Genomic DNA, 21,624 nt, shown 5'->3' with positions numbered 1-21,624 from the left:
TGTTTGGCTGGCGCTCGGCATCGATCGGTCTCCAAACCTGTCTATACATCTAGACAAGTGGATGACCGGACGCAAGGGCTTTCGAGGACGTCATGCGGGCAATTCGTGCGAGCCATCCATGAATGAGGTGCGCGACACCGGCGTGACGGCCCTCCAGCGGGGCGCCGGCCTGGCGGCCTGGCGGCAGATCGCCGACGCTCTGGCGGAGGAGATCCGAAGCGGGGTCTTCGCCGCCGGGGGGCAACTGCCCTCGGAATCGGCGCTCGCCGCGCGCTTCGGCGTGAACCGGCACACGGTGCGCCGGGCGCTGGGCGTGCTTGCCGAGGGCGGGCTGGTCCGCACCACGCAGGGCAGGGGCAGCTTCGTGGAGCAGGGGCCGATCCCCTATCCGATCGGCCCGCGCACCCGATTCTCGGAGATCGTCTCGCGCACCGGCCGCGAGGCCTGGGGCGACCTGATCGCCGCCGCGACCGTGCCGGCCGATGCGGGCTGGGCCGAGGCCCTGGCGCTCGCCCCCGGCGTCCCGATCCTCGAACTGCTGACCGTGCACCGGGCCGACGGCGCGCCGATCTCGACGGCCCGCACCTGTCTGCCGCTGCCGCGCTTTGCCGGATTCGACGCGGCCTACGCCGCCAGCGGTTCGATTACCCGGGCGTATGCGGATTTCGGGGTCGCCGACTACACCCGGCTCTCGACCCGGATCGGCGCCCGCCCCGCCGAGGCGGAGGAGGCGTCGCGCCTCGACATCGCCCCCGGCCGCACCCTCATCGCCCTGTCGAGCGTGAACGTGGACGGGGCGGGCCTTCGCATCCAGGCCACCCGCAGCCTGTTCGCCGCCGACCGGGTGGAACTGGTGGTGGAGTGATCGGCGCCTGCGTGGCGCCTACGATCGTCACGCCTCTCGACGCGACGCGGCCCTCCTCCGAGCGGATTTCGGGCCTTCCCGCGATCCGCCGGGTCACCCAACCACCCCCACTCCTGACCTCTCTCCGCAAGGGGGAGAGCGACGCGTCGCGCTTTTTAAAACGTGGTCGAGCTTCCCAAAACGTGGATGTGTGAGTCCGCCCGGCGAGGAAGCGCGGTCTGGCTGGCCCCCTCCGAGGCGATCAGCCGAATGTCGGATCGGACGGATTCGGGAGCTGGCGGTGGCCTGCGTCCCCGTATCCGCCGGCCCGATGCATCCCTGCCGGGGGGCTCGGCGTTCCGCTTGTCGCGCGCGACCGGCGCGCCGTCGTCGAGAGGAACCTTGCGGACCCATGGAGAGCGGACCCATGGAAAGCGGACCCGTGGAGCGCGACTGCGTCGTCATCGGCATCCACGGCCTGGCGAACAAGCCGCCCGCAGACGAGAAGACGCGCTGGTGGAAGGCGGCGGTCAGCGAGGGCCTCGCGCGCAACCAGGGCCTCGCCGAGCCCGCCTTCCGGTTCGAGTTCGTCTACTGGGCCGACCTCCGCTACGACGCGCCCCTGTCCGAGGACGGCAACCGCGAGCCGTACCGGCCCTATGACGGGACGGGGCCGCTGCCCGACGGGGACGCGGCGCCGGTGCTCACCGCCAACGCCGTGCTGGCGCCGATCTATGCCGGGATCGATGCGGTCGAGGAGGCGACCGGCCTCACCCTCGTGGACGACGTGATCCTGGAGCATCGCTTCGACGACCTCTGGCACTACCACGCCGAGCGGGACTTCGCCCGCCGGGTCCGGGCGCGGCTGAGCGAGCGCCTGAGGGCGTTCCGCAGCCATCGCATCCTGCTGGTGGCGCACTCGATGGGATCGGTCATCGCCTACGACGTCTTGCGGATGCTGGAGCGGGAAGACCCCGCCCTGCGCATCGACCACCTCGTCACGGCGGCCTCGCCCCTGGGTCTGGCGAAGGTGAAGCTCAAGTTCGAGGGCGAGCACGGCCCGCTCCGCGTGCCGAACAACGTCGCGGCCTGGACGAACCTGGCCGATGGCGAGGACGTGGTCGCCATCATGGGGTCCCTGGGTACGGACTACGCTGCCAGCGAACGCGGCGTCGGCGTCGCGGACCAGCGGGTCGTCAACGGCTATCGGCGCCCCGACGGGACGCCGAACCCGCACAAGTCCTACGGCTATCTCCGGACGCCCGAATTCTCGGGGATCGCCGCGCGTTTCGTCGCCGACCGACCGGAGGCCGTATTGCCTGCCGGGGAAGGGGAGGGCCCCGCGGCACAGAAGAGGCCGCCCGCGAGGCAGGAGGACGCGGGGAGGAACGCGGGCATGACGGCCCTCGCTCAGACGGACGGCCCGGCCGCGACCTTGCCCCAGTTCGGCAGGGGGAAGGCCCGATCGTAGGCGAGATTGAAGACGAAGGCGTAGGCCACGTAGAAGGCCGCGATCGCCAGATCCATGAAGAAGGCCTCCATCAGGCCGATGCCGAGGTACCAGGCGATCGGCGGCAGCAGGATCATCAGCAGGCCCGCCTCGAACAGCACGGCATGCCCCACCCGCAGCAGGAGACTTTTGCGGGTGTGCCCGGTCAGCCGCTGCATCGACCGGTCGAAGCCGAGATTGTAGACGTAGTTCCAGGCCGTCGCGATCAGGGCGCTGCCGATGCCGATCACCCCCATGTCGGAGGCGTGCAGGCCGAACAGCACGGTGCCGAGCGGGATCATCAGGGACAACCCGAACAGCTCGAACAGGAGGGCATGGCGGATACGGTCACGGGTGCTGCGCATGAAGGGGTCTCGAAAAGCCGCGTTGGTTGCGGGTCTTCTATCTGCGATACCCGGTTCGACAAGTTAGTAGGTATCTGAGGATCAGATAGATGGCCGTCTCGCTCGATCAGCTCCAGGCTTTCGTGGCGGCGGCCGAGGCCGGGTCCTTCTCCGGCGCCGCCCGAATGCTGCGGAAGGCGCAGTCGGCCGTCAGCACCCAGGTGGCGAATCTTGAGGCCGATCTCGGGGTTACGCTGTTCAGCCGGGCGGGCCGCAACCCGGTGCTCACCCCGGCGGGGGAGCGGCTCCTGCTGGAGGCGCGGGTGGTGCTCGACCGGCGCGAGCACCTGATTGGCGTGGCCCGCAGCTTGGAGCAGCGGGTGGAAAACCGCCTCGTGGTGGCCATCGACGAGCTGTATCCCGAGCATGCCCTGGGCGCGCTCTTCGCCGACTTCGCCCGGCACTTTCCCTTCGTCGAACTCGAGCTGCTGTTCCCCCTGATGGAGGATGTCAGCCGCATGGTGCAGTCCGGCGCCGCCGATCTCGGGGTGATGTGGCGCCAGGAGGTGCTGCCCACGGAGCTTGGCTTCCAGACCATCGGCTGGGTGCCCCTCAAGCTCGTGTGCGGACGCGACCACCCGCTCGCCAAGGCGCGGGTGGAATGGGAGGAATTGAAGCGCCACCGCCAGATCCTGGTCGCCGCGCGCAGCGACGGGCCGGAGAAGCGCCGCCTGCGGGTGGCCGCCGAGGTGTGGTGGGTGGAGAGCCACTGGGTGATCCTGGAGCTGGTGAAGCACGGGATCGGCTGGGCCTTCGTCACCGACCACGTCATCGCCTCGTCGCTGACGGCGCCGTACCTCGTCACGCCGGACCTGCAGTTCGACGCGGGCGACTGGCCGATCGCCCTGGAACTGGTCTGGCACAAGCAGCGGCCCTGCGGCCCCGCCGCCGCCTGGCTGCGCGCGCGCTTCGCGGCCGAGCGGATCGGCCCCGTCTCGGGGGACGGCCTGCCGGGCTGACGGGGGAGGCCGGGGTCGGCGTTCGGGGTTCGGGGATCGGGCTCAGCGCGCCGCGCCGCCGATCAGGGCCCGGCGCAGGCGTCCGGAGACGACGTCGATAATCGCCACGGTGACGAGGATCATCAGGATCAGGAAAGCGACCTGGCGCAGTTCGAGGACGCGGATCAGCTCGGTGAGGTACTGGCCGATGCCGCCCGCGCCGACGATGCCGATGATGGTGGCCGAGCGGGTGTTCGATTCGAAGAAGTACAGCACCTGGCTGCCGAGCACCGGCAGCACCGCGGGAATCAGGCCGAAGCGGATGCGGTGCAATTCGGCCCCGCCGGAGGCGGAGACGCCCTCGCCGGCCTTGCCGTCGACGGTCTCGACGGCTTCCGAGAACAGCTTGCCGAGCGCCCCCACATCCGCGCACGCGATGGCGAGCGCCCCCGCGAAGGGGCCGAGCCCGACCACGTTGATCCAGATCAGCGCCCAGATCAGCACGTCGACGGAGCGCACCACGTCGAGGCCGCGCCGGACGGTGACATGCACGAACGGGTTCGGCACGACGTTGCGGGCGGCCAGGAATGCGATCGGAAAGGCCACGAGGGCCGCCGTCAGCGTGCCGATGAAGGCGATGCCGAGGGTCTCGGCCAAAGCCTGCAGGAAGGTCCAGGCCCGTCCGCCGGCCTCCGGCGGCAGCATCAGCAGGCTGAATTCGCCGAGGCGGCCGAGGCCGGCGAGCAGGCGGGCGGCGGAGAAATCGAGGCGCACCAGTGCGTAGCCCGACAGCGCCGCGAGGGCGGCGAGCGCCAGGCCCGCGACGAGGCGGCCGCGCCAGGCCGGGCGGAAGCTGTCCGGAAAGCGCTGCCGCAGGGCGGCGATCTCGGCCGGGCTCAGGTCGGGACCGGTCATCGCAGGCTTCCGAGGAGATGGTGGCGCAGGCGCTCGGTGCCGAGGTCGATCGCCATCACGGTGAGGATGATCAGGACCAGGATCGCGCTGACGTCGGCGTAGTAGAAGTTGCGGATCGCCACGAGCAGTTCCTGCCCGATGCCGCCGGCCCCGACGAAGCCCATGACGCCGGCGCCCCGCACGTTGATCTCGAAGCGCAGCAGCCCGTACGAGACGAAGTTCGACAGCACCTGCGGCAGCACGGCGAAGCGCAGGGTCTCGATCCGCCCGGCCCCGGCCGCGGTCAGGCTCTCCACCGGCTTCATGTCGATGTTCTCGACGACCTCCGAGAACAGCTTGCCCAGCGCCCCCGTGCTGTGGATCGCCAGCGCCAGCACGCCCACCATCGGCCCGAGGCCGAAGGCGATGACGAACAGGAGCGCGAACACGATCTCCGGCACCGTGCGGCAGAATTCGAGCCCGCGCCGCACCAGGAAGCAGGTCGTCCGGCTTCCCGTGACGTTGGCGGCGGCGGAGAAGCACAGGCAGAACCCGGCGATCGCCCCCAACAGGGTTCCGAGATAGGCCATCAGCAGGGTCTCGCCCAGAAGCGCCAGCCATTTCGGCCAGCCCCAGTACCATTCGGCGAGATCGCCCCGCAGGTTCCCCAGGGTCAGGTGGGGCAGGATCTGGACGATGTAGTCGGTGAACCGGCCGATATGGGCCGCGAGCACGAGCGGGCGCACCTCGGCCGCCTGGGCGGCGAGGGCGGTGAGGACCGCGAGCACGGCGAGGCCGGCCCAGATCCGGCGCCGGGTCGCCGCGACGGCGCCGTCATAGGCCCCCGCCAGAAGGGCGGCTCGGTCCGGGGGCAGGGGCGTGATCCGCTCAGGCATCGGCCGTCACCGGCGGCTCACACGGGGTGCGCTCACGATTTGCGGCGCTGGTCGTCGTTGAACTTCAGCATCTCGATGACCGGCTGGTAGTCCTTCAGGGTCACGGGCGTGAGGCCCTGGTCCTTGCCGTCCGAGAGCCGGTCGAAGGCCGCCTTGTCGGCCGTGGGCAGGGCCACCAGGGCATCGCGGATCGTCGTCTTCAAGGCGTCCGGCAGGCTCGACAGCATGGCGAAGGGGCCCTCGGGCAGGAAGTCGGACTTGAACACCACGCGGAAATCGGCCTGGCTCATCGGCGTGCCGTCTGGCTTCTTCAGCATGCCCTTGGCGGCCATGCGGGTGACCATGGTGTCGGTGTCGGTGTTGTAGAGGTTGGCGGCGGCGTCCACCGTGCCCTGCACCAGGGCGAGAACCGCGTTCTCGTGGCTGCCGGCATAGACGGTCTTGCCGAAGAAGGTGTCGACCGGGTAGCCGGCCTTGCTCAGGAAGAAGCGCGGCGCCTGGTTGCCGGAGGTGGAATTGGGGTCGACCAGCGCAAGGTTCTTGCCCTTCAGGTCCTCGATCGTCCTGTAGGGGCTGTCGGCGCGCACGTAGATCACCGAGTAGTAGCCCGAGGCGCCGGTGTTGTGGCGCTGGTTGACGATGGGCTCGACCTTGACGCCGGTCATCACCGCGCGGGCGAAGGAGGCGGGGCCGTAGAAGGCGAGCTGGGCGTTGCCGGCGCGCTGGCTCTCGATCACGGCGGCGTAGTCGTTGGCGATGCGCAGCTTGACCGGCACGCCGAGGGCCTTCGACAGATAGGCGGTCATCGGCGCGTAGCGATCGGTGGTGCCCGACGCGTTCTCGGCGGGGATCACCGCCAGGGTCAGTTCCGGATAGGCCACCTTCCAGTCCTGCGCGGCGGCGGGAGCGGCGAGGAGGGCGAGCGCGAGGGCTCCGGCGAGGGATCGACGGGTCAGCATGGCAATCTTCCGGATGGTTGACTTCAGGATCAGGCGACGAGGGCGGCAGGGTAGGGCGCGCGGCGGGCGGGCGCGGGCGCGTCCATGACCTCGCCGGCCTCCAGCCCGTAGAGCTGGCGGGCGACGTCCTCGGTCAGGTCGGCGGGGGCGCCGTCGAACACGAGACGGCCATCGGCGAGGCCGACGAGGCGGTCGCAATAGGTGCGGGCGAGATCGAGGGAATGCAGGTTGCACAGCACGGTGATGCCGTGGCGCTGGTTGGCCTCGGCGAGGGCGTCCATGACGATGCGGGTGTTGCGCGGGTCGAGGGAGGCCACGGGCTCGTCGGCCAGGATCAGGTCGGGGGCCTGCATCATCGCCCGCGCGATGGCGACGCGCTGCTGCTGGCCGCCGGAGAGCTGGTCGGCCCGGTGGCCGGCGAAGTCGCCCATGCCGAAGGCGTCGAGGGCGGCCAGCGCCAGGGCGCGCTCACGCTCGGACCAGAGCTTGAGCAGCGAGCGGTGCCGGGGCACCTCGGAAAGCCGGCCCATCAGGACGTTGCTGAGCACGTCGAGGCGGCCGACGAGGTGAAACTGCTGGAAGATCATGGCGCAGCGGGTGCGCCAGCGCCGCAGGTCGCAGCCCTTGAGGCCGGTGACGTCGAGGCCGTCGAACAGGATGCAGCCGCCGGTCGGCTCCGCCAGGCGGTTGATCATCCGCAGCAGGGTCGACTTGCCGGCCCCGGAGCGCCCGATCACACCGACGAAGCGGCCCCGGGGAATGGCGAGCGAGACGCCGTCCACGGCGCGGCGGTCGCCGTAGCGGCGCGTCAGATCTTCGAGGATCAGCATGCGGGTATCCGGCTATTCACGATGAACGCCGGTAAACCCGTCCCGCGCGACAGGTTCATGACAGTTGTTCGGCTAAACGAAAGACGGAGTCAGGTGTCTTCGCCTTCGTAGCGCTCGAGGAAAGCTTCGATACCAAGGGACCGGAAGTCCGGCAGGGCACGGCCCAGGCGCGCGTGGTCCCAGTCCCACCAGGCCAAAGCTTGCAGACGCTCGGCGATCGCTTCCGGAAAGCGGCGGCGCACGACGCGGCCCGGATTGCCGACCACGATGGTGTAGGGTGCGACATCCCGGGTCAGGATCGTGCCGGCGCCCACCACCGCCCCGGTGCCGACGGTGCGCCCGGCCAGGATCACGGCCCCGTGGCCGATCCAGACATCGTGGCCGATGGTGACCGGCAGGGCGCGGCGCCGGGCGAAGAAGGCCGGTTCGTCCTGCGCTTCCCCCGGCCAGTAGGCGCTGGCCCGATAGGTGAAGTGGGATTGCGAGGCCCGCTCCATCGGGTGGTTGCCGGGGTTGATCCGCACGTGCGAGGCGATCGAGCAGAACCTGCCGACAGTGGCATAGTTCGCCTGCCCGTCCTCGGCGATGTAGGAATAATCGTCGAGATGCGTCTCGCTGAGGCGGGTGCGCGCGCCGACCTCGGTGTAGCGGCCGAGGCGGCAATCCCAGAGCTGAGCCGTGGGGTGGACGGCCGGTTCGAGGCCGAGGCGGTCGGAGACCATCGGGTGTTCCTTCAGGGGCGGAAGGGGAGGCGGCGCAACAGGCGGAACGGCGCGGCGCCGGCCTGTCCGACCACGCTGACCCCATCGATCACGAGGTCCGGAAGACCGGCGGCGGCCTCGGCCAGAACGGGCAGGGCGGCCGCCCGCGCTTTCGGATTCAGCCGCTCCGTCAGCGTCATGTGGAAGCGGAAGGCCTCGAACACGTGCGGGTAGCCCCAGCGCTCCAGCAGCGCCCGGCCGCGCGGGTCGAGGCGTTCGGGACGGCGGCGGGCCCGCTCGGCGTCGGTCAGGGGCGCGCGCAGGGGATCGAGGGCGGCGACGCACTCGGCGGCGAGAAGGCCGAGGGCGGGGGGCGCTGCTGCCGGCACCAGGGCGAGGAAATCGCCGAGGGCGGCCACCCGCAGGGGACCGGCGGGCAGGGGCGCCCGGTGCGCCGCCAGGGCCTCGGCGGCCGTGAAGACATCGGCTTCGGTCACGCCCGGACGGAGCCGCATCGGCGCCTTCAGGGTGGCGTGGAAGCCGTAGACGCGCGGCGCGGCGGTGTGGGCGGCGACGAGATCCGCGAGCGCCCCGGGCACGGGCACGGAACCTAGCCCTGGACCGGGACCGAGGATCGCGTCCCCGAAAGCGGCCAGAGCCGAGCCCGGAGCGGGCGTGAAGTAGAGAGCGTATCGGTCCAACGAGGGGTGTCCCGGACGGCGCGAGAGGTGCCGAAGCGCGCATACTACCTGGGCCGGACGTTGATATGACAATCGTTGCGCCGCCCTTGGCGCGCTGGGGCATGACGCCGGTGTCCGGTCGCAGGCACAGATACGCCCCGGTCCTGGCGGGGCTGGCGCTCGGCGCCGGCGCGACCTGCGGGCAGGCCGCGGGCGATGCGCCCACGCGCCGCTTCAGCGTCGTCTATGGCTTGAGCGTCCTCAACCTGCAGGCCGGCGAGGCCACCCTGATCGTCGAGCGGGCCGGAGACCGCTACGCCCTCGAACTCGACGCGGCCCTGCACGGGCTCGCGGGCGTCTTCTTCGACGGTGTCGGCAAGGCCGTGGTCGCCGGATCGACGACCCGCGCCGGCGCGGTGACCGCCACCTTCCGGGTCGACAGCCGCTACGGCGGCAAGCCGGTCGCGGTCGCGCTGGATCTCGCCGGCGGCCGCGTGCGCAGCGCCAGCGTCGAGCCGCCTCCGGCCCCGCGCACGGACCGCGTCCCGGTGGCGCCGGAGGACCGGGTCGGCGTGGTCGATCCCCTGACCATGCTGACGATTCCACTCGGCCCTGCTCCCCTGGAGCCAGGCCTGTGCGACCGGCGTATCGCCGTCTTCGACGGGGCGACGCGTGCCGACCTGGTGCTGTCCCGCGGCACTCTCGTGGCGGTGACCGAGGGCGCTTACCAGGGACCCGCCCTCGCGTGCCGGGTGCGCTGGGTGCCGATCTCCGGGCACCGCTCGGGCGGCAGCAATGTCCGGCGCATGGCCGACAACGACGAGATCCAGGTGCGCTTCGCGCCGATCCTCGACGGGACGCTGCTGCTGCCGGTGTCGATCACGGTCGCCACCGGCTGGGGCACGGTGCACATCGAGGCGACGCGCTGGGGCGGCCCGCCGCCGGCCTCGGCCGATGCGCCCGCCGAAGCGCAGGCGCAGGGTGGGGCGCAGGCCGGCCGGCCCGGCGTCACGGTGCGGCTGCCGAACGCCCGCTAGGAACGCGGCCGGAACCCGGGCCTGCGCGACGTCGTCGTGCCGCGCCGCACGCCCCGTGGTGGAACGGCGGTCCCTCCGCCGCGTTCGCCCCGCGACGCAGCACAGGAGACGCCTGACATGGCCAATGCGATGATCCACGACATCTTCAGCGGCACCCCGAACCTGACCACCACGGAACGCGCCGTCTCGGTGGTCCTCGGCCTCGGCATCGCGGCCGCCGCCGCGCAGCCGCGCCCGAACAAGTGGCTCAGCCTCGCGGCCCTCGTGGTCGGCGCCGGCCTCGCCATCCGGGGCGCCACCGGCCACTGCGCCGTCAAGGCCGTGACCGAGGCCTGAGAACGACCGGGCGCAGAGGCCGGCCTCTGCGCCCTCTCGACCGGACAGAAATCCCGTCGGACACGAAAAAGGGGCGCCTCGGTGAGGCGCCCCGTCTCGTTCGACCTTTCGGATCCGGGTGGGATCAGAGCGTGGTGGTCGAGCGACGGCCCTGAATGAAGCCGTAGATCGCCAGGACCACGATGGCACCGACGACGGCGCCGATGAGGCCCGCGCCCTGGTTGGGCCCGTACCAGCCGAGCGCCTGGCCCAGGAAGGTGGCGACGAAGGCGCCGACGATGCCGAGGATCGTGGTCAGGATGAAGCCGCCCGGCTCATTGCTGCCCGGCATGATGAACTTGGCGATAACACCGGCCAGGAAACCGATGATGATGGTCCAGATGATACCCATGAGCTGATCCTCGAACTTTTTGGCCGAACCCTCTGGGTCGGACTTCCCTGGCCGTGACGGCTGGCTGTGTCGCCTTGGCCTCTGCCTGGGGTGAGAACGCCGCACCCGTGGGATGAGTTGCGCTGCGGCACGCGACTTTGTCGTGTTGCGTCCAAGGGATCGCGCGCCGGGCCTCTTTACGCTCGGGCACCCGGCGCGGCACAACGCTGGGCCGGACGTCCCGGCGCCACGGGGCGCCGGTCCGGCATGTGAAAGGCACGTATTCCCGCCATGACGATCCAGGCCACGCCGATCCAGCGCTTCGAATCCGGTCCCCGCATGAGCCAGGCCGTCACCTACGGCGACATGGTGTTCCTCGCCGGCCAGGTCGCCGGGACCGTGGTGGGCGCCGGCGTCACCGCGCAGACCCAGGAGATCCTGGGCGAGATCGACCGCCTGCTGGCGGCCGCCGGCACCGACAAGAGCCGCATCCTCACCACCACGATCTATCTGGCCGACATCGCCACCTTCGCGGAGATGAACGCCGCCTGGGATGCCTGGGTGCCCCAGGACAACCCGCCCGCCCGCGCCACCGTGGAGGCCAAGCTCGCCGCCCCCGAATACCTGGTCGAGATCGTGGTGGTCGCCGCGAAAGGACAGGCATGATCCGAGCCGGCACCCGCCGCGCGCTCCTCGCCGGGGGGATCTCCGCCGCAGGGCTGATCGCCGGGGCGCTCGCCGCCCTGGCGCTCGGCCTGCCCGGGGCCCGGGCCGAGACGGCCGCGCCGAAGGGCGAGCGCGTCGTCAACATCTACAACTGGTCGGACTACATCGACCCGAAGGTGCTGGAGGCCTTCACCCGGGAGACCGGCATCAAGGTCGTCTACGACACCTACGACAACAACGAGATCCTCGAGACCAAGCTGCTGGCCGGGCGCTCGGGCTACGACGTGGTGGCGCCCTCCGGGCCGTTCCTGCAGCGGCTGATCCGGGCGGGCGTGTTCCAGCCCCTCGACAAGGCGAAGATCCCCAACCTCGTCCATGCCTGGCCCGAGATCGCCGCGCGGCTCGCCACCTACGACCCCGGCAACACCTACGCGGTCGACTACATGTGGGGCACCACCGGCCTCGGCGTGAACCTCGCCCTGGTGCGCGAGCGCCTGGGGGCGAACCAGCCCCTCAACACCTGGAGCCTCGTCCTCAATCCGGGCCTGATGGCCAAGCTCAAGGATTGCGGCGTGATGCTGCTCGATTCGCCCGAGGACCTGATCCCGAGCCTGCTGCCGTTCTACGGTCTCAAGCCGGATTCCAAGCGCTGGGACGACATTTCCCAGGTCACCGACGCGCTGTTCAAGGTGCGGGGCTCGGTGCGCAAGTTCCACTCGTCGGAATACATCAACGGGCTGGCCAACGGCGACCTCTGCCTCGCGGTCGGCTATTCCGGCGACATGATGCAGGCCCGCAAGCGCGCCGAGGAGGCCAAGAACGGCGTCGAGATCGGCTACTTTATTCCGCGCGAGGGCGCGCTGATGTGGTTCGACGCCTTCGCGATCCCGAAGGACGCGCCCCATCCGGCCGAGGCCCACAGCTTCCTCGACTACATGATGCGACCCGAGGTGGCGGCGGCCAACACCAACTTCGTCTCCTATGCCAGCGGCAACGGCGCGGCCAAGGCATTCGTCAAGCCCGAGATCCTGGCCAATACCGGCATCTACCCGGACGAGGCGACGATGCAGCGCCTGTCCACCAACACCGCCTGGGACGACCGCACCCAGCGCTTCGTCACCCGGAGCTGGACCCGGGTGCGCACCGGGCGCTGAGGCCCGGCTGAAACGCGAAACGGCGGCCCCGCGGGGCCGCCGTTCTCCTGTCCGAACCGGGATGGCGACGTTCAGTTGCTGGCGAGGTGCGGCATCGGGTCGACCGGGGTCGCGCCCTTGCGGATCTCGAAGTGGAGCTGGGGCGAGGTCACGTTGCCGGAGGCGCCGGACTTGGCGATGGTCTGGCCGCGCTTCACCTTCTCGCCCGGACGCACGTCGAGCTCGCCGTTATGGGCGTAGGCCGAGACGTAGCCGTTGGAGTGCCGCACCAGGACGAGCTTGCCGTAGCCCTTCACGTCGGAGCCCGCATACGCCACGGTGCCGTCCTCGGCCGCTTTCACCGCCGTGCCCTCGGGCACCGAGATGTTGATGCCCTCGTTGCCGGAGGTGCCGTAGCCGGAGATCACCCGGCCCTTGGCGGGCCAGCGGAACGACTGCTCGGGAGCGGCGACCGACCCGGTGCTGGCCGGCTCGGCCTTGGGCTGCTCCACTGCGGCGACCTTCACGGGCGCCTTCGCGGCTTCCTTGTCCTTGGCAGCGGTCTCGGCGGCCTTCGCCTCGGCGACCTTGCGGGCCGCGTCCTTGGCGGCTTCCGCCTTGGCGAGCTTGGCTTCGGCGAGCTTGGCCTCGGCCTCGGCGGCCTTCGCCTTCTTGGACGCCTCCTTCGCGGCCTCCTTGGCGGCATCGGCCTTGGCCGTATCGGCCTTCACTTCGGCCTTGGCGTCCTTGATCTCGATCTTGCGGACCGGCTTGTCGTCGGCCTTGGCGACCTGTCCGGGTCGGACATGGCCCTTGCGGGCCTCGGCCAGCTTGGCAGCCTCGGCGGCCTTGTCCGCGGTCCGGCGCGCCTCGGCGAGCTTGGCGGCGCCCGCGGCCTTCTCGGCGGTCTTCTCCGCACTCTTGCGGGCCTCGGCGGCCTTGGCGGCTTCCACGAGCCTGCGGGCCTCGGTGAGCTTGGCGGCCTCGGCCTCGCGCTTGGCCTCGGCGGCTTCGGCTTCGCGGCGGGCTTCGGCGGCGCGCTTCTCGGCGGCGCGGTCGATCATCTTCGGGGCCGGTGCGGCGGGGGCGGCGCGGGTGCTCATCCGGGCCGCATCGGGGTTCATGCCCGACACCGCCGACGCCGTCATGCCGCCGCCGGAACTCATGCCCCCCGAAACCGGCTCGGTGGAGGCGAGGCGGGTGGTCTGGGGGCGGGCCGCGACCGGAGCCGCCACCATCGGGCGGGGCGACATGCCCGCGCCCGGAGCCCCGAGGGCCTGGGACTGGATGCGGCTGGTCCGCACCACCGGTGCCGGGGCGATCTCGCCCTCCGGCAGGCTGCCCGTCGCGGCGGGCTCGCTCGACAGGTTCGAGGCGAAGGGGTTGCCGAAAGGATCGCCCAAACGGGACGCATCCGAAGAACAGGCGGCCGCACCGCCTCCAATCACACCGATGAGAGCGAAACGCGACAGCGTCCTCAATCCCCGACCAGTCCCGCGAACCCGCATCGACGCACCTGTTTGCCTGACGCAACTTGATGACGTCATTCAAACCGGATTCAGGTTAAGCAACCGTTCCGATTCACCACGTTTGCGCGATGATCGGACCGGCGCGGAAACCTTTCGGCCTACAGGACGCAGGCGCGGCCGGGGGTGAGCGGGGCGAGCCGCAGGGCCGCGCCGGGGCGATTTTCGAGGCTGCCGTCCGCCATCCGGGTCCAGGTGACGAGGCCGGCCGCCTCCGGCCGCCCGACCGGGGCGACGAGGCGTCCGCCGGGTGCGAGCAGGCCGGCGAAATGGTCGGGAATCGCCGGGACGGTTCCGTTGAGCAGGATGCGGTCGAAAGGCTCCGCCCCCCGCAGGGTCGCCGGATGGAGGCCGTCCCCGAGGATGATGTCGGCGAGCACCCGGTCCTCCGGCACCAGGTTGTCGCGGGCGTCGTCCGCCAGGGTGGCGTAGCGCTCGAGGCTATGGACATGGGCGGCGCCCAGCCGCAGCAGCAGGGCGGTGACGTAGCCCGAGCCGGTGCCGATCTCGAGGACCCGGGCGCCCGGGCGCAGGGCCAGCGCCTTCAGCATCGCCGCCACCGTGGTCGGCGCCGTCATGGTCTGGCCGCAGGGCAGCGGAAGGGCGAGGTCGCGCCGGGCGAGGTCGCGGTGATGGGCGGGGGCGAAGCGCTCGCGCGGCACCCGCTCCATCGCCCGCAGGGTGTCGGTGTCGCGCACGCCACGGCCGCGCAGGGCCATGACGAAGGCCGCATCCTCGATCGAGCCCTCGTGCATCATGGCTGGCTCTCGACCGGTTCCGCGCCCGTCGCCCTACGCGGCGAAGCCCTGCGCCGAGAACCCTTGCGCGAAGCGCGTCAGGCTCGGCTCATCGGTGAGGTCGAGGCGCAGCGGCGTGACCGAGATGCGCTTCTCCGCGATGGCCTTGAGGTCGGTGCCGTGGCCGGGCTGGAAGGTGGCCTTGGCGAAGGCGAGCCAGAAATAGGGATTGCCGCGCCCGTCCTGGCGGGCATCGATCTGGAGCAGGGCCTGGTTGCGGAACCCCTGCGCGGTCACGGCCGTGCCCACGACCTCCTCCGGCTCGCAATCCGGGAAGTTCACGTTGACGACGATGCCGGGCTCGATCCCGATGTCGAGGATCTTGCGGACGACCCCGGGGCCGTGCTCGGCCGCGCAGTGCCACTTGATGGCGCCGCGCCCGCCGGCCCCGTAGGCCTGGCTCAGCGCGATGGAGCGCACGTTGAGGATCGTCCCCTCCATCGCCGCCGCGATGGTGCCCGAATAGGTCACGTCCTCGGCGACGTTCTGGCCGCGGTTGACGCCCGAGAGCACGAGGTCCGGCCCGTGGTCCTTGAGGATGTGGCGCACGCCCATGATCACGCAGTCGGACGGCGTACCCTTCACGGCGAAGCGCTTCTCGGCGACTTGGCGCAGGCGCAGGGGGTCGTTCAGCGACAGCGAATGCGACACGCCGGACTGGTCGGTCTCGGGCGCGACCACCCAGACGTCGTCCGAGATGGCGCGGGCGATCCCCTCCAGGGTCTCGAGCCCCGGCGCGTGAATGCCGTCGTCGTTGGTGACGAGAATGCGCATCAGCTCTTGAACCCCTCGATCCGGTCGATCCCGCCCATATAGGCCTTCAGCACCGACGGCACCGTGACGCTGCCATCCGGGTTCTGGTAGTTTTCCATCACGGCGATGAGCGCCCGGCCGACCGCGACGCCGGACCCGTTGAGGGTATGGACGAACTGGACCGCCTTGCCGTCCCGGGCACGGACGCGCGCGTTCATCCGTCGCGCCTGGAAGTCGCCGCAGACCGAGCAGGACGAGATCTCCCGGAAGGTCTCCTGGCCCGGCATCCAGACCTCGATGTCGTAGGTCTTCTGGGAGGCGAAGCCCATGTCGCCGGTGCAGAGGGTCATGATCCGGTAGGGCAGGTCGAGCTTCTTCAGCACCGCCTCGGCCGAGCCGAGCATGCGTTCGTGCTCCGCGGCCGACTGCTCCGGATTGGTGATCGAAACCAGCTCGACCTTGTTGAACTGGTGCTGGCGCAGCATGCCGCGGGTGTCGCGCCCCGCCGACCCGGCCTCGGCCCGGAAGCACGGGGTCAGGGCGGTGAAGCGCAAGGGAAGCTCCTCCTCGTGCAGAATGCTTTCGCGGACGAGGTTGGTGAGGGGGACTTCCGCCGTGGGGATGAGCCAGTGCTCGCCCGCCTGGAACTGGTCGTCCCGGAACTTCGGCAACTGCGCCGTGCCGAACATCGCCTCGTCGCGCACCAGGATCGGCGGCGCCACCTCGGTGTAGCCGTGCTCGCCCGTGTGCAGGTCGAGCATGAACTGCCCCAGCGCCCGCTCCAGGCGGGCGAGCTGGCCTTTCAGCACCACGAAGCGGGCGCCGGACATCCGCGCGGCGGCCTCGAAATCCATCAGGCCGGAGGCTTCGCCGAGTTCGAAATGCTGCTTTCCGGTGGCAAGCTGCGGCCGGTGGGCCGTGAAGCGGCGGTACTCGACGTTGCCGTGCTCGTCGGCGCCCTCGGGCACCTCCGGGTTCGGGCGATTCGGGATCGCGGCGAGGCGGTCGTCGAGCGTCCTGGCGGCCTCCGCTTGGGCCGTCTCCAGGGCCGGTGCCGCGTCCTTCAGGCGGGCGACCTCGGCCATGAGGTCCTGCGCCCGGGCCTCGTCCCGGGCCTTCTTGGCGCCGCCGATCTCCTTGGCCAGGGCGTTGCGGCGCTCCTGGTTGGCCTGCGCGGCCGAGATCGCGGATTTGCGCTGGTCGTCCAGGTCGATGAGTTCGACGGCGAGCGGCGCCAGCCCGCGCCGGCGCAGGGCGTCATCGAAGGCGTCCGGGTTCTCGCGGATGGCGCGGATGTCGTGCATGGGCTCGGCTCGTACGATGCGAGCCCGACGCTTAGCCGCATCGGCCCCGGCCCGACAAGGTCGGGTGGGCCATGCCGGCCCCGCTCATGGGACCGAATCTCAGACGAACGGCGTCGTCTTTCCGGGACTGCGAAGCAGGGCCCGGAAAGACGACGCGGGCGGCAAAACCGGCGTCTTGGAATTCGGGCCGGGACACCACGGGAGGTTTGGATCCCGACGCGCTACTGCGCCCGGATCTGGCGCTCGGCCGCCTTGTCCTCGGCGCGGCCGTAATTGATGAAGAACAGATTGCCCTCCACGGCGCGCCCCTTCTGCAGGTTCGAGAGCTGCACCGTGGTCTGGTAGCCCTGCGGATCGGTGATCCGCCACTGGCTCAGGGTCTTCACCTCGGCATCGAAGAACAGCTGGATCTTCGAGGTGCCGCCCAGCGTGGAGCGGTCCTCCAGGGAAAGGCGCAGGCCGCCCGGATCGTTGGCCACGTCGATCACGGAGAGGTCGCGGGCGAGGTCGATCTTTTCGCGCAGCAGGAATTTCAGGGGCGTCTGCGAGATGAAGTAGAGGTCCTGGGTCCCGAGCTTGCGGTCCTTGACCGCCACCGAGGTCCCGTCGGCCACGATCTCCAGGGGGGAGGGCTGGTCGTAGTCGAAGCGCAGGCGGCCGGGTTTGGCCAGGGTCAGCTTGCCGCCGATGCGGCGCCCGTCCGGGCCGATCTGAATGAAGTTGCCGGTGAGCGTGGTCATGCCGTTGAAGTAGGCGTTGGCCTGCGCGATCACGGTGGCGTCGTCCGCCTCCGGCGCGATGGCGGCGGCGGGCGCGCCCACGGCCGCGACCTTGGCACCAGCCTTCGGATCGCCGGCCTTCGGATCGGTGGACTTCGAATCAGCGGACTTGGACTCCGCCTTGGCCTTGGCCGCAGCGGCCTTGTCGGCGGCCACCTTGTCCGACGGCTTGGCGGCCTTCGGCGCCTGGGCCACGGGCTTCTTCGGCGGGGCGGCGGGAGCCGCCGGGGCGGGCTCGGGCTCCGGTTCCGGCGCGGGGGCCGGCTGCTCCTTGCGGCCGAACAGGCCGTCGAGGAACGAGGAGACCTGGGCGGAGGCCGGCTGCGGCAGGGCGAGACCCGCCGCCAGGACGAGCAGCGGACCGGCGGCGAGGCGGTGACGGCGGCCGATCATCGGGACGCTCCCTTGAGGCGATTCACGGATTGTGCGGGCGACGCCCGCTTAGAAGCCGGCCCTGTGGCGAATATGCGACGGGTGGGATCGGGCATCGACCGAAGGCAGGACACCGGACGATCCCGAAGCCAGCGACGCCCCCCACGCAGTCCAGGAAGCGCGATGCCGATGGCGCCCCACCGTCATTCCGGGGCGCCGCAGGCGAGCCCGGCCCCGAAGGGGCGCGCCAGCGGCGCGCGATCCGGAACCGCCGACAGCGTCAAATTTTGCGCACCCCATGTGTCCGGATCCCGGGCTCCGCGACGCGGCCCCGGGATGACGGATCGTGCCGGACAGGGTCCGGTACGCGAGGTCTGTGGCTCAATCGTCGTCATACATCATGCCGGAAGCGGCGTGGCCGCCCTCCATCAGGATCTCGCGCTTGCCGGCATGGTTGGCCGGGCCGACGATGCCCTCGATCTCCATCCGCTCCATGATCGAGGCGGCGCGGTTGTAGCCGATCTGGAGGCGGCGCTGGATGTAGCTGGTCGAGGCCTTGCGGTCGCGCATCACCACCTGCACCGCCTGGTCGTAGAGTTCGGCGCCGGGATCGATGCCGCCGCTGCCCGCATAGGCGCCGGCGTCGAAGATCGGGGCGTCGGTGTCCTCGATCTCGTTCGACGGGGCCTTCTCGGCCCGGTCGGCCTTGTCCGCCTTCGCGCCCTTGGTCGGCTTCTCGTCGCCGCTGCCGTCGTCGGCGGTGACGGCCTCGAGGTAGGACGGCCGGCCCTGGCGCTTGAGGTGGGCGACCACGCTCTCGACTTCCGAATCCGAGCAGAACGGACCGTGCACGCGCGTCGTGCGCCCGCCGCCGGCCATGAACAGCATGTCGCCCTGGCCCAGCAGCTGCTCGGCGCCCATCTCGCCCAGGATCGTCCGGCTGTCGATCTTGCTCGTCACCTGGAAGCTGATCCGGGTCGGGAAGTTGGCCTTGATCGTGCCCGTGATGACGTCGACCGAGGGGCGCTGCGTCGCCATGATCAGGTGGATGCCGGCCGCGCGCGCCATCTGGGCCAGACGCTGGATCGCGCCCTCGATGTCCTTGCCCGCCACCATCATCAGGTCGGCCATCTCGTCGACCACGATGACGATGTAGGGCAGCGCCGACAGGTCCATCTCCTCCGTCTCGTAGACGGCCTGTCCGGTCTCGCGGTTGAAGCCGGTATGGACCTCGCGGGTGATCACCTCGCCCTTGGCGCGGGCCTCGGCCATGCGGGCGTTGTAGCCGTCGATGTTGCGCACGGCGATCTTGGACATCTTCTTGTAGCGCTCCTCCATCTCGCGCACGGCCCACTTGAGGGCGATGACCGCCTTCTTGGGATCGATGACCACGGGCGAGAGCAGGTGCGGGATGCCGTCATAGACCGACAATTCGAGCATCTTCGGATCGACCATGATCAGGCGGCACTCCTCCGGCTTCATCCGGTAGAGCAGCGACAGGATCATGGTGTTGATGGCGACCGACTTGCCCGAGCCCGTGGTGCCCGCCACCAGCAGGTGGGGCATCTTGGCGAGATCGGCGATGATCGGCTCGCCGCCGATGTTCTTGCCCAGGCACAGGGCGAGCTTGTGCTTGCTCATCCCGAAATCGGCCGAGGCGAGAAGTTCGCGCAGGTACACCGTCTCGCGGGTCTCGTTGGGCAATTCGATGCCGATGACGTTGCGACCGGGGACCACGGCGACGCGGGCCGAGACCGCCGACATCGAGCGGGCGATGTCGTCCGAGAGCGAGATCACGCGGCTCGACTTGGTGCCGGGGGCCGGCTCCAGCTCGTAGAGGGTGACGACAGGACCGGGACGCACCGCGAGAATGTCGCCGCGCACGCCGAAATCCTGCACCGTCTGCTGGAGGTTGAGCGCGTTCTGCTCCAGCACGTCGGCATCGACCTCCTCGGTTTCGTTCAGGGGCGGCTCGGCCAGGAGTTCGAGGGCGGGGTGCTCGTAATCCGCGTTCTCCACGAAGGACATCGGCACGTGCCGCCCGGCCGGGATGAGCAGCGGGCGCTCGGGCAGGATGGCGCGCGACAGGGTGACGACGGGCACGGACGCCGCGACGGGCGCCTCGGGCTCCACGGCCGGGACCGCGGACTCGACGACGGACATTTCGACGACGGGAGTCTCTGAGACGAGAGTCTCGGAAGCGGAAATCTCGGGCGTGGGGATTTCGGGCGCGGAGATCTCGGGCGCGGAGATCTCCGGCACAGGGGTGCCCTTGGGGTTGCGCAGCAGCACCGGCCGGGCCGGGATCGGGGTCGGCACGAAGGCCGGCTCGGCGGCACGCGGAACCGGGACGAAAGGCGCCACCGGCACGAAGCCGAGCGCGTCCGAGACGGCAGGGGAGGGGGCCTGAGCCAGCGCCGCGACAGCGGCCACGGGCAGGATTGCCGCAGCCGGAGCGGCCGGACGGCCGGCGCGGATCGCCGCCCGCGCCGCCATGGCGTGAAGCGGCGCCGGGCGGGCCGGCATCGCGGTCCCGACCGGGAGCGCGTTGTCCTGGCCGTCGACGGGGCAGGGCGGGCCGAAGGTCTCGAACCGCACCAGATGCTCGAGGCGATAGGCCGGCGCACCGGTCCGGGCCGGCTCGGTCACCGAAGCGTCCTGCTCCGCGATGACCGCTTCCGAGACGATCTCTTCCAAGACAATCTCTTCAGCGACGATATCTTGCGAGCTTGCGATCTCGACGACCGGCAGTGATGCGGACTCCGCCTGGATCGCCGACCAGGCATCGAGGGCGGCGCCGTCGCGTCCGTCGAACCAGGCGTGGACCTCGGACCAGTCCGGCACGTCCGACCAGTCGCGATCGTCGAGGACCACCGGGCTTTCGGCCGTGCCGGTCTCGACCTCGATCTCGACCTCCGCCGAGGCCGGCACGGCGGCGAGTTCGTTCGCGGGCGCTTCGGGGACAGGCATGTCCGCCGTGGGAACAACCTCCGCCGCAGGAGGGGTCTGGCGGCGATCGGGGCTGCGGAAGAAGCGCACGCCGGGCGGCGCGACGAAGGGCTGGCGCCACAGGGGCTCGGGCACCTGCGCGGCCAGCGCTTCGGCCTGGGCCTGGGCGTCCAGGACGGCGCGCTCCCGGGCCTCGGCGGCGAGGCGCAGGGAATCCTGCTCGGCCTGCAGGCGCAGCGCTTCGGCTTCCGCCTCGGCATGGGCCTGGGCCCGGGCGTTGCGCTCGGCATCGAGGGCGCGCTGGCGCCGCTCGTGCAGCACCGGATCGGGGGTGCGGGTGTAGCGCACGGCCGGACCCGGCTCGGGCATCGGCGCGGAAGCCGGAGCCTCGGAGGCCTCGGGCATGATCGCGGCCGGGCGGCGCGGCGTCCGGATCAGCACGCGGGGGGCGAGGGCGTCGGGGTCCATCAGGCCGTCGTCGAGACGGCTTGTGGGCACCACCCGGGCCGGGATCATGTCGAGGGTGGCGCGGTCGTCGAAGACCTGGGCCGGCCAGGCCTGGATCGCGGGGGCGGGGCGGAAGGCGAGGCCGACCTCGTTGCGGCCGACCAGGGCCTGCGGGCTCGTCATCCAGCTCGGCGTCGGCCGGGTGGCCGCCACCGTGTAGTCCGGCCGCTGCGGCGGACCGGCGAGGCGACGCGAGAGGGTCGCGCGCAGGTTCATCAACCGGTGTGCCAGGGCGCCGATCGACAGGCCGAGGCGATCGCCACCGCGAACGGGGCGCGAAGGATCACGATGGGAGTAGGGAAGCCGTCCCGATGCGCGCATGATTGGCCGGATGTACTCAAAACGGGTCCGCCGCCGGGAGCGGCGCGGTTCACGGATGAGTTAGCGGCATCGTCGTTAACAGACGCTTGACCCGATCCCGCGCGGAGCACGCCATTTCCGTCGGGTGCCCCCCCTTCCC

The 21,624-nt window shown here is 70.7% G+C and carries 21 protein-coding genes; 7 read left to right on the top strand and 14 right to left on the bottom strand.

What is annotated here, in order from left to right; genetic code table 11:
- Window positions 1-118 precede the first annotated feature (118 nt).
- Together phnF and J7U37_RS10935 are read left to right on the top strand one after the other, a co-directional pair.
- A complete protein-coding gene (gene phnF, locus J7U37_RS10940) occupies window positions 119-865 on the top strand; it encodes a phosphonate metabolism transcriptional regulator PhnF (RefSeq protein WP_247635727.1) in 747 nt (248 codons plus the stop codon).
- A gap of 406 nt (window positions 866-1,271) precedes the next feature.
- Window positions 1,272-2,315 carry a hypothetical protein gene (locus J7U37_RS10935; RefSeq protein ID WP_247635726.1) on the top strand — a complete coding sequence of 348 codons (1,044 nt, stop codon included), beginning with the start codon at window positions 1,272-1,274 and terminating at the stop codon, window positions 2,313-2,315.
- On the opposite strand, the gene J7U37_RS10930 is transcribed toward J7U37_RS10935, so the two are convergent.
- On the bottom strand, window positions 2,255-2,698 hold the full coding sequence (locus J7U37_RS10930) for a PACE efflux transporter (RefSeq protein WP_056486977.1): 444 nt from the start codon (window positions 2,696-2,698) through the stop codon (window positions 2,255-2,257). The two genes, J7U37_RS10935 and J7U37_RS10930, sit on opposite strands and share 61 nt — an antisense overlap.
- Before the next feature lie 89 nt (window positions 2,699-2,787).
- On the opposite strand from J7U37_RS10930, the gene J7U37_RS10925 reads away from it, so the two are divergent.
- Window positions 2,788-3,696: a LysR family transcriptional regulator gene (locus J7U37_RS10925; protein ID WP_247635725.1), complete on the top strand. Its 909-nt coding sequence runs from the start codon at window positions 2,788-2,790 to the stop codon at window positions 3,694-3,696.
- Window positions 3,697-3,738: 42 nt separating this feature from the next.
- Here J7U37_RS10925 and phnE (J7U37_RS10920) read toward each other — a convergent pair whose 3' ends face one another.
- The 6 genes from phnE (J7U37_RS10920) to J7U37_RS10895 all read right to left on the bottom strand — a co-directional run bounded on the left by phnE (J7U37_RS10920) (window position 3,739) and on the right by J7U37_RS10895 (window position 8,656).
- On the bottom strand, window positions 3,739-4,590 hold the full coding sequence (gene phnE, locus J7U37_RS10920) for a phosphonate ABC transporter, permease protein PhnE (protein WP_247635724.1): 852 nt from the start codon (window positions 4,588-4,590) through the stop codon (window positions 3,739-3,741).
- Window positions 4,587-5,465, bottom strand: a complete 879-nt coding sequence (gene phnE, locus J7U37_RS10915; protein WP_056185297.1) for a phosphonate ABC transporter, permease protein PhnE — start codon at window positions 5,463-5,465, stop codon at window positions 4,587-4,589. Before phnE (J7U37_RS10915) ends, phnE (J7U37_RS10920) begins: the two co-directional genes overlap by 4 nt.
- Before the next feature lie 32 nt (window positions 5,466-5,497).
- Complete coding sequence (gene phnD / locus J7U37_RS10910; protein WP_056185300.1) at window positions 5,498-6,424, bottom strand: phosphonate ABC transporter substrate-binding protein; 927 nt, start codon at window positions 6,422-6,424, stop codon at window positions 5,498-5,500.
- A 29-nt stretch (window positions 6,425-6,453) separates the two neighbouring features.
- A complete protein-coding gene (phnC, locus tag J7U37_RS10905) occupies window positions 6,454-7,254 on the bottom strand; it encodes a phosphonate ABC transporter ATP-binding protein (protein ID WP_247635723.1) in 801 nt (266 codons plus the stop codon).
- A gap of 89 nt (window positions 7,255-7,343) precedes the next feature.
- On the bottom strand, window positions 7,344-7,976 hold the full coding sequence (locus J7U37_RS10900) for a DapH/DapD/GlmU-related protein (RefSeq protein ID WP_056185306.1): 633 nt from the start codon (window positions 7,974-7,976) through the stop codon (window positions 7,344-7,346).
- An 11-nt stretch (window positions 7,977-7,987) separates the two neighbouring features.
- Window positions 7,988-8,656: a DUF1045 domain-containing protein gene (locus J7U37_RS10895; protein WP_247635722.1), complete on the bottom strand. Its 669-nt coding sequence runs from the start codon at window positions 8,654-8,656 to the stop codon at window positions 7,988-7,990.
- Between the two features lie 65 nt (window positions 8,657-8,721).
- On the opposite strand from J7U37_RS10895, the gene J7U37_RS10890 reads away from it, so the two are divergent.
- Together J7U37_RS10890 and J7U37_RS10885 are read left to right on the top strand one after the other, a co-directional pair.
- The gene (locus J7U37_RS10890; protein WP_247635721.1) at window positions 8,722-9,672 is read left to right on the top strand and encodes a DUF3108 domain-containing protein; all 951 of its coding nucleotides are present in this window, start codon (window positions 8,722-8,724) and stop codon (window positions 9,670-9,672) included.
- A gap of 117 nt (window positions 9,673-9,789) precedes the next feature.
- Complete coding sequence (locus J7U37_RS10885) at window positions 9,790-10,008, top strand: DUF2892 domain-containing protein (RefSeq protein ID WP_056185312.1); 219 nt, start codon at window positions 9,790-9,792, stop codon at window positions 10,006-10,008.
- A 124-nt stretch (window positions 10,009-10,132) separates the two neighbouring features.
- On the opposite strand, the gene J7U37_RS10880 is transcribed toward J7U37_RS10885, so the two are convergent.
- Window positions 10,133-10,399, bottom strand: coding sequence for a GlsB/YeaQ/YmgE family stress response membrane protein (locus tag J7U37_RS10880; protein ID WP_056185315.1), 267 nt, complete (start codon window positions 10,397-10,399; stop codon window positions 10,133-10,135).
- Between the two features lie 270 nt (window positions 10,400-10,669).
- Between J7U37_RS10880 and J7U37_RS10875 the strand changes: the two genes are divergently transcribed.
- A complete protein-coding gene (locus tag J7U37_RS10875) occupies window positions 10,670-11,044 on the top strand; it encodes a RidA family protein (RefSeq protein WP_056487008.1) in 375 nt (124 codons plus the stop codon).
- Entirely contained in the window at window positions 11,041-12,198 is a 1,158-nt protein-coding gene (locus J7U37_RS10870; RefSeq protein ID WP_247635720.1) for a polyamine ABC transporter substrate-binding protein, read from the top strand. Before J7U37_RS10875 ends, J7U37_RS10870 begins: the two co-directional genes overlap by 4 nt.
- A gap of 71 nt (window positions 12,199-12,269) precedes the next feature.
- Here the strand turns inward: J7U37_RS10870 and J7U37_RS10865 are convergent, their stop codons facing one another.
- The 6 genes from J7U37_RS10865 to J7U37_RS10840 all read right to left on the bottom strand — a co-directional run bounded on the left by J7U37_RS10865 (window position 12,270) and on the right by J7U37_RS10840 (window position 21,485).
- Entirely contained in the window at window positions 12,270-13,685 is a 1,416-nt protein-coding gene (locus J7U37_RS10865; RefSeq protein WP_056185324.1) for a M23 family metallopeptidase, read from the bottom strand.
- Between the two features lie 119 nt (window positions 13,686-13,804).
- Entirely contained in the window at window positions 13,805-14,461 is a 657-nt protein-coding gene (locus J7U37_RS10860) for a protein-L-isoaspartate O-methyltransferase (protein WP_247635719.1), read from the bottom strand.
- Between the two features lie 33 nt (window positions 14,462-14,494).
- A complete protein-coding gene (gene surE, locus J7U37_RS10855) occupies window positions 14,495-15,274 on the bottom strand; it encodes a 5'/3'-nucleotidase SurE (RefSeq protein ID WP_056185331.1) in 780 nt (259 codons plus the stop codon).
- A complete protein-coding gene (serS, locus tag J7U37_RS10850; protein ID WP_056487016.1) occupies window positions 15,274-16,557 on the bottom strand; it encodes a serine--tRNA ligase in 1,284 nt (427 codons plus the stop codon). Before serS ends, surE begins: the two co-directional genes overlap by 1 nt.
- Window positions 16,558-16,778: 221 nt before the next feature.
- The gene (locus J7U37_RS10845) at window positions 16,779-17,729 is read right to left on the bottom strand and encodes an outer-membrane lipoprotein carrier protein LolA (RefSeq protein ID WP_056487019.1); all 951 of its coding nucleotides are present in this window, start codon (window positions 17,727-17,729) and stop codon (window positions 16,779-16,781) included.
- A gap of 360 nt (window positions 17,730-18,089) precedes the next feature.
- Entirely contained in the window at window positions 18,090-21,485 is a 3,396-nt protein-coding gene (locus tag J7U37_RS10840; RefSeq protein WP_247635718.1) for a DNA translocase FtsK, read from the bottom strand.
- Between the last annotated feature and the right edge of the window lie 139 nt (window positions 21,486-21,624).

The organism is Methylobacterium sp. 37f, from assembly GCF_023093475.1.
In the GTDB taxonomy this organism is placed as follows: domain Bacteria; phylum Pseudomonadota; class Alphaproteobacteria; order Rhizobiales; family Beijerinckiaceae; genus Methylobacterium.
The sequence above is the reverse complement of the archived record's forward strand: the minus strand, read 5'-3'. Positions and strand labels throughout refer to the sequence as shown.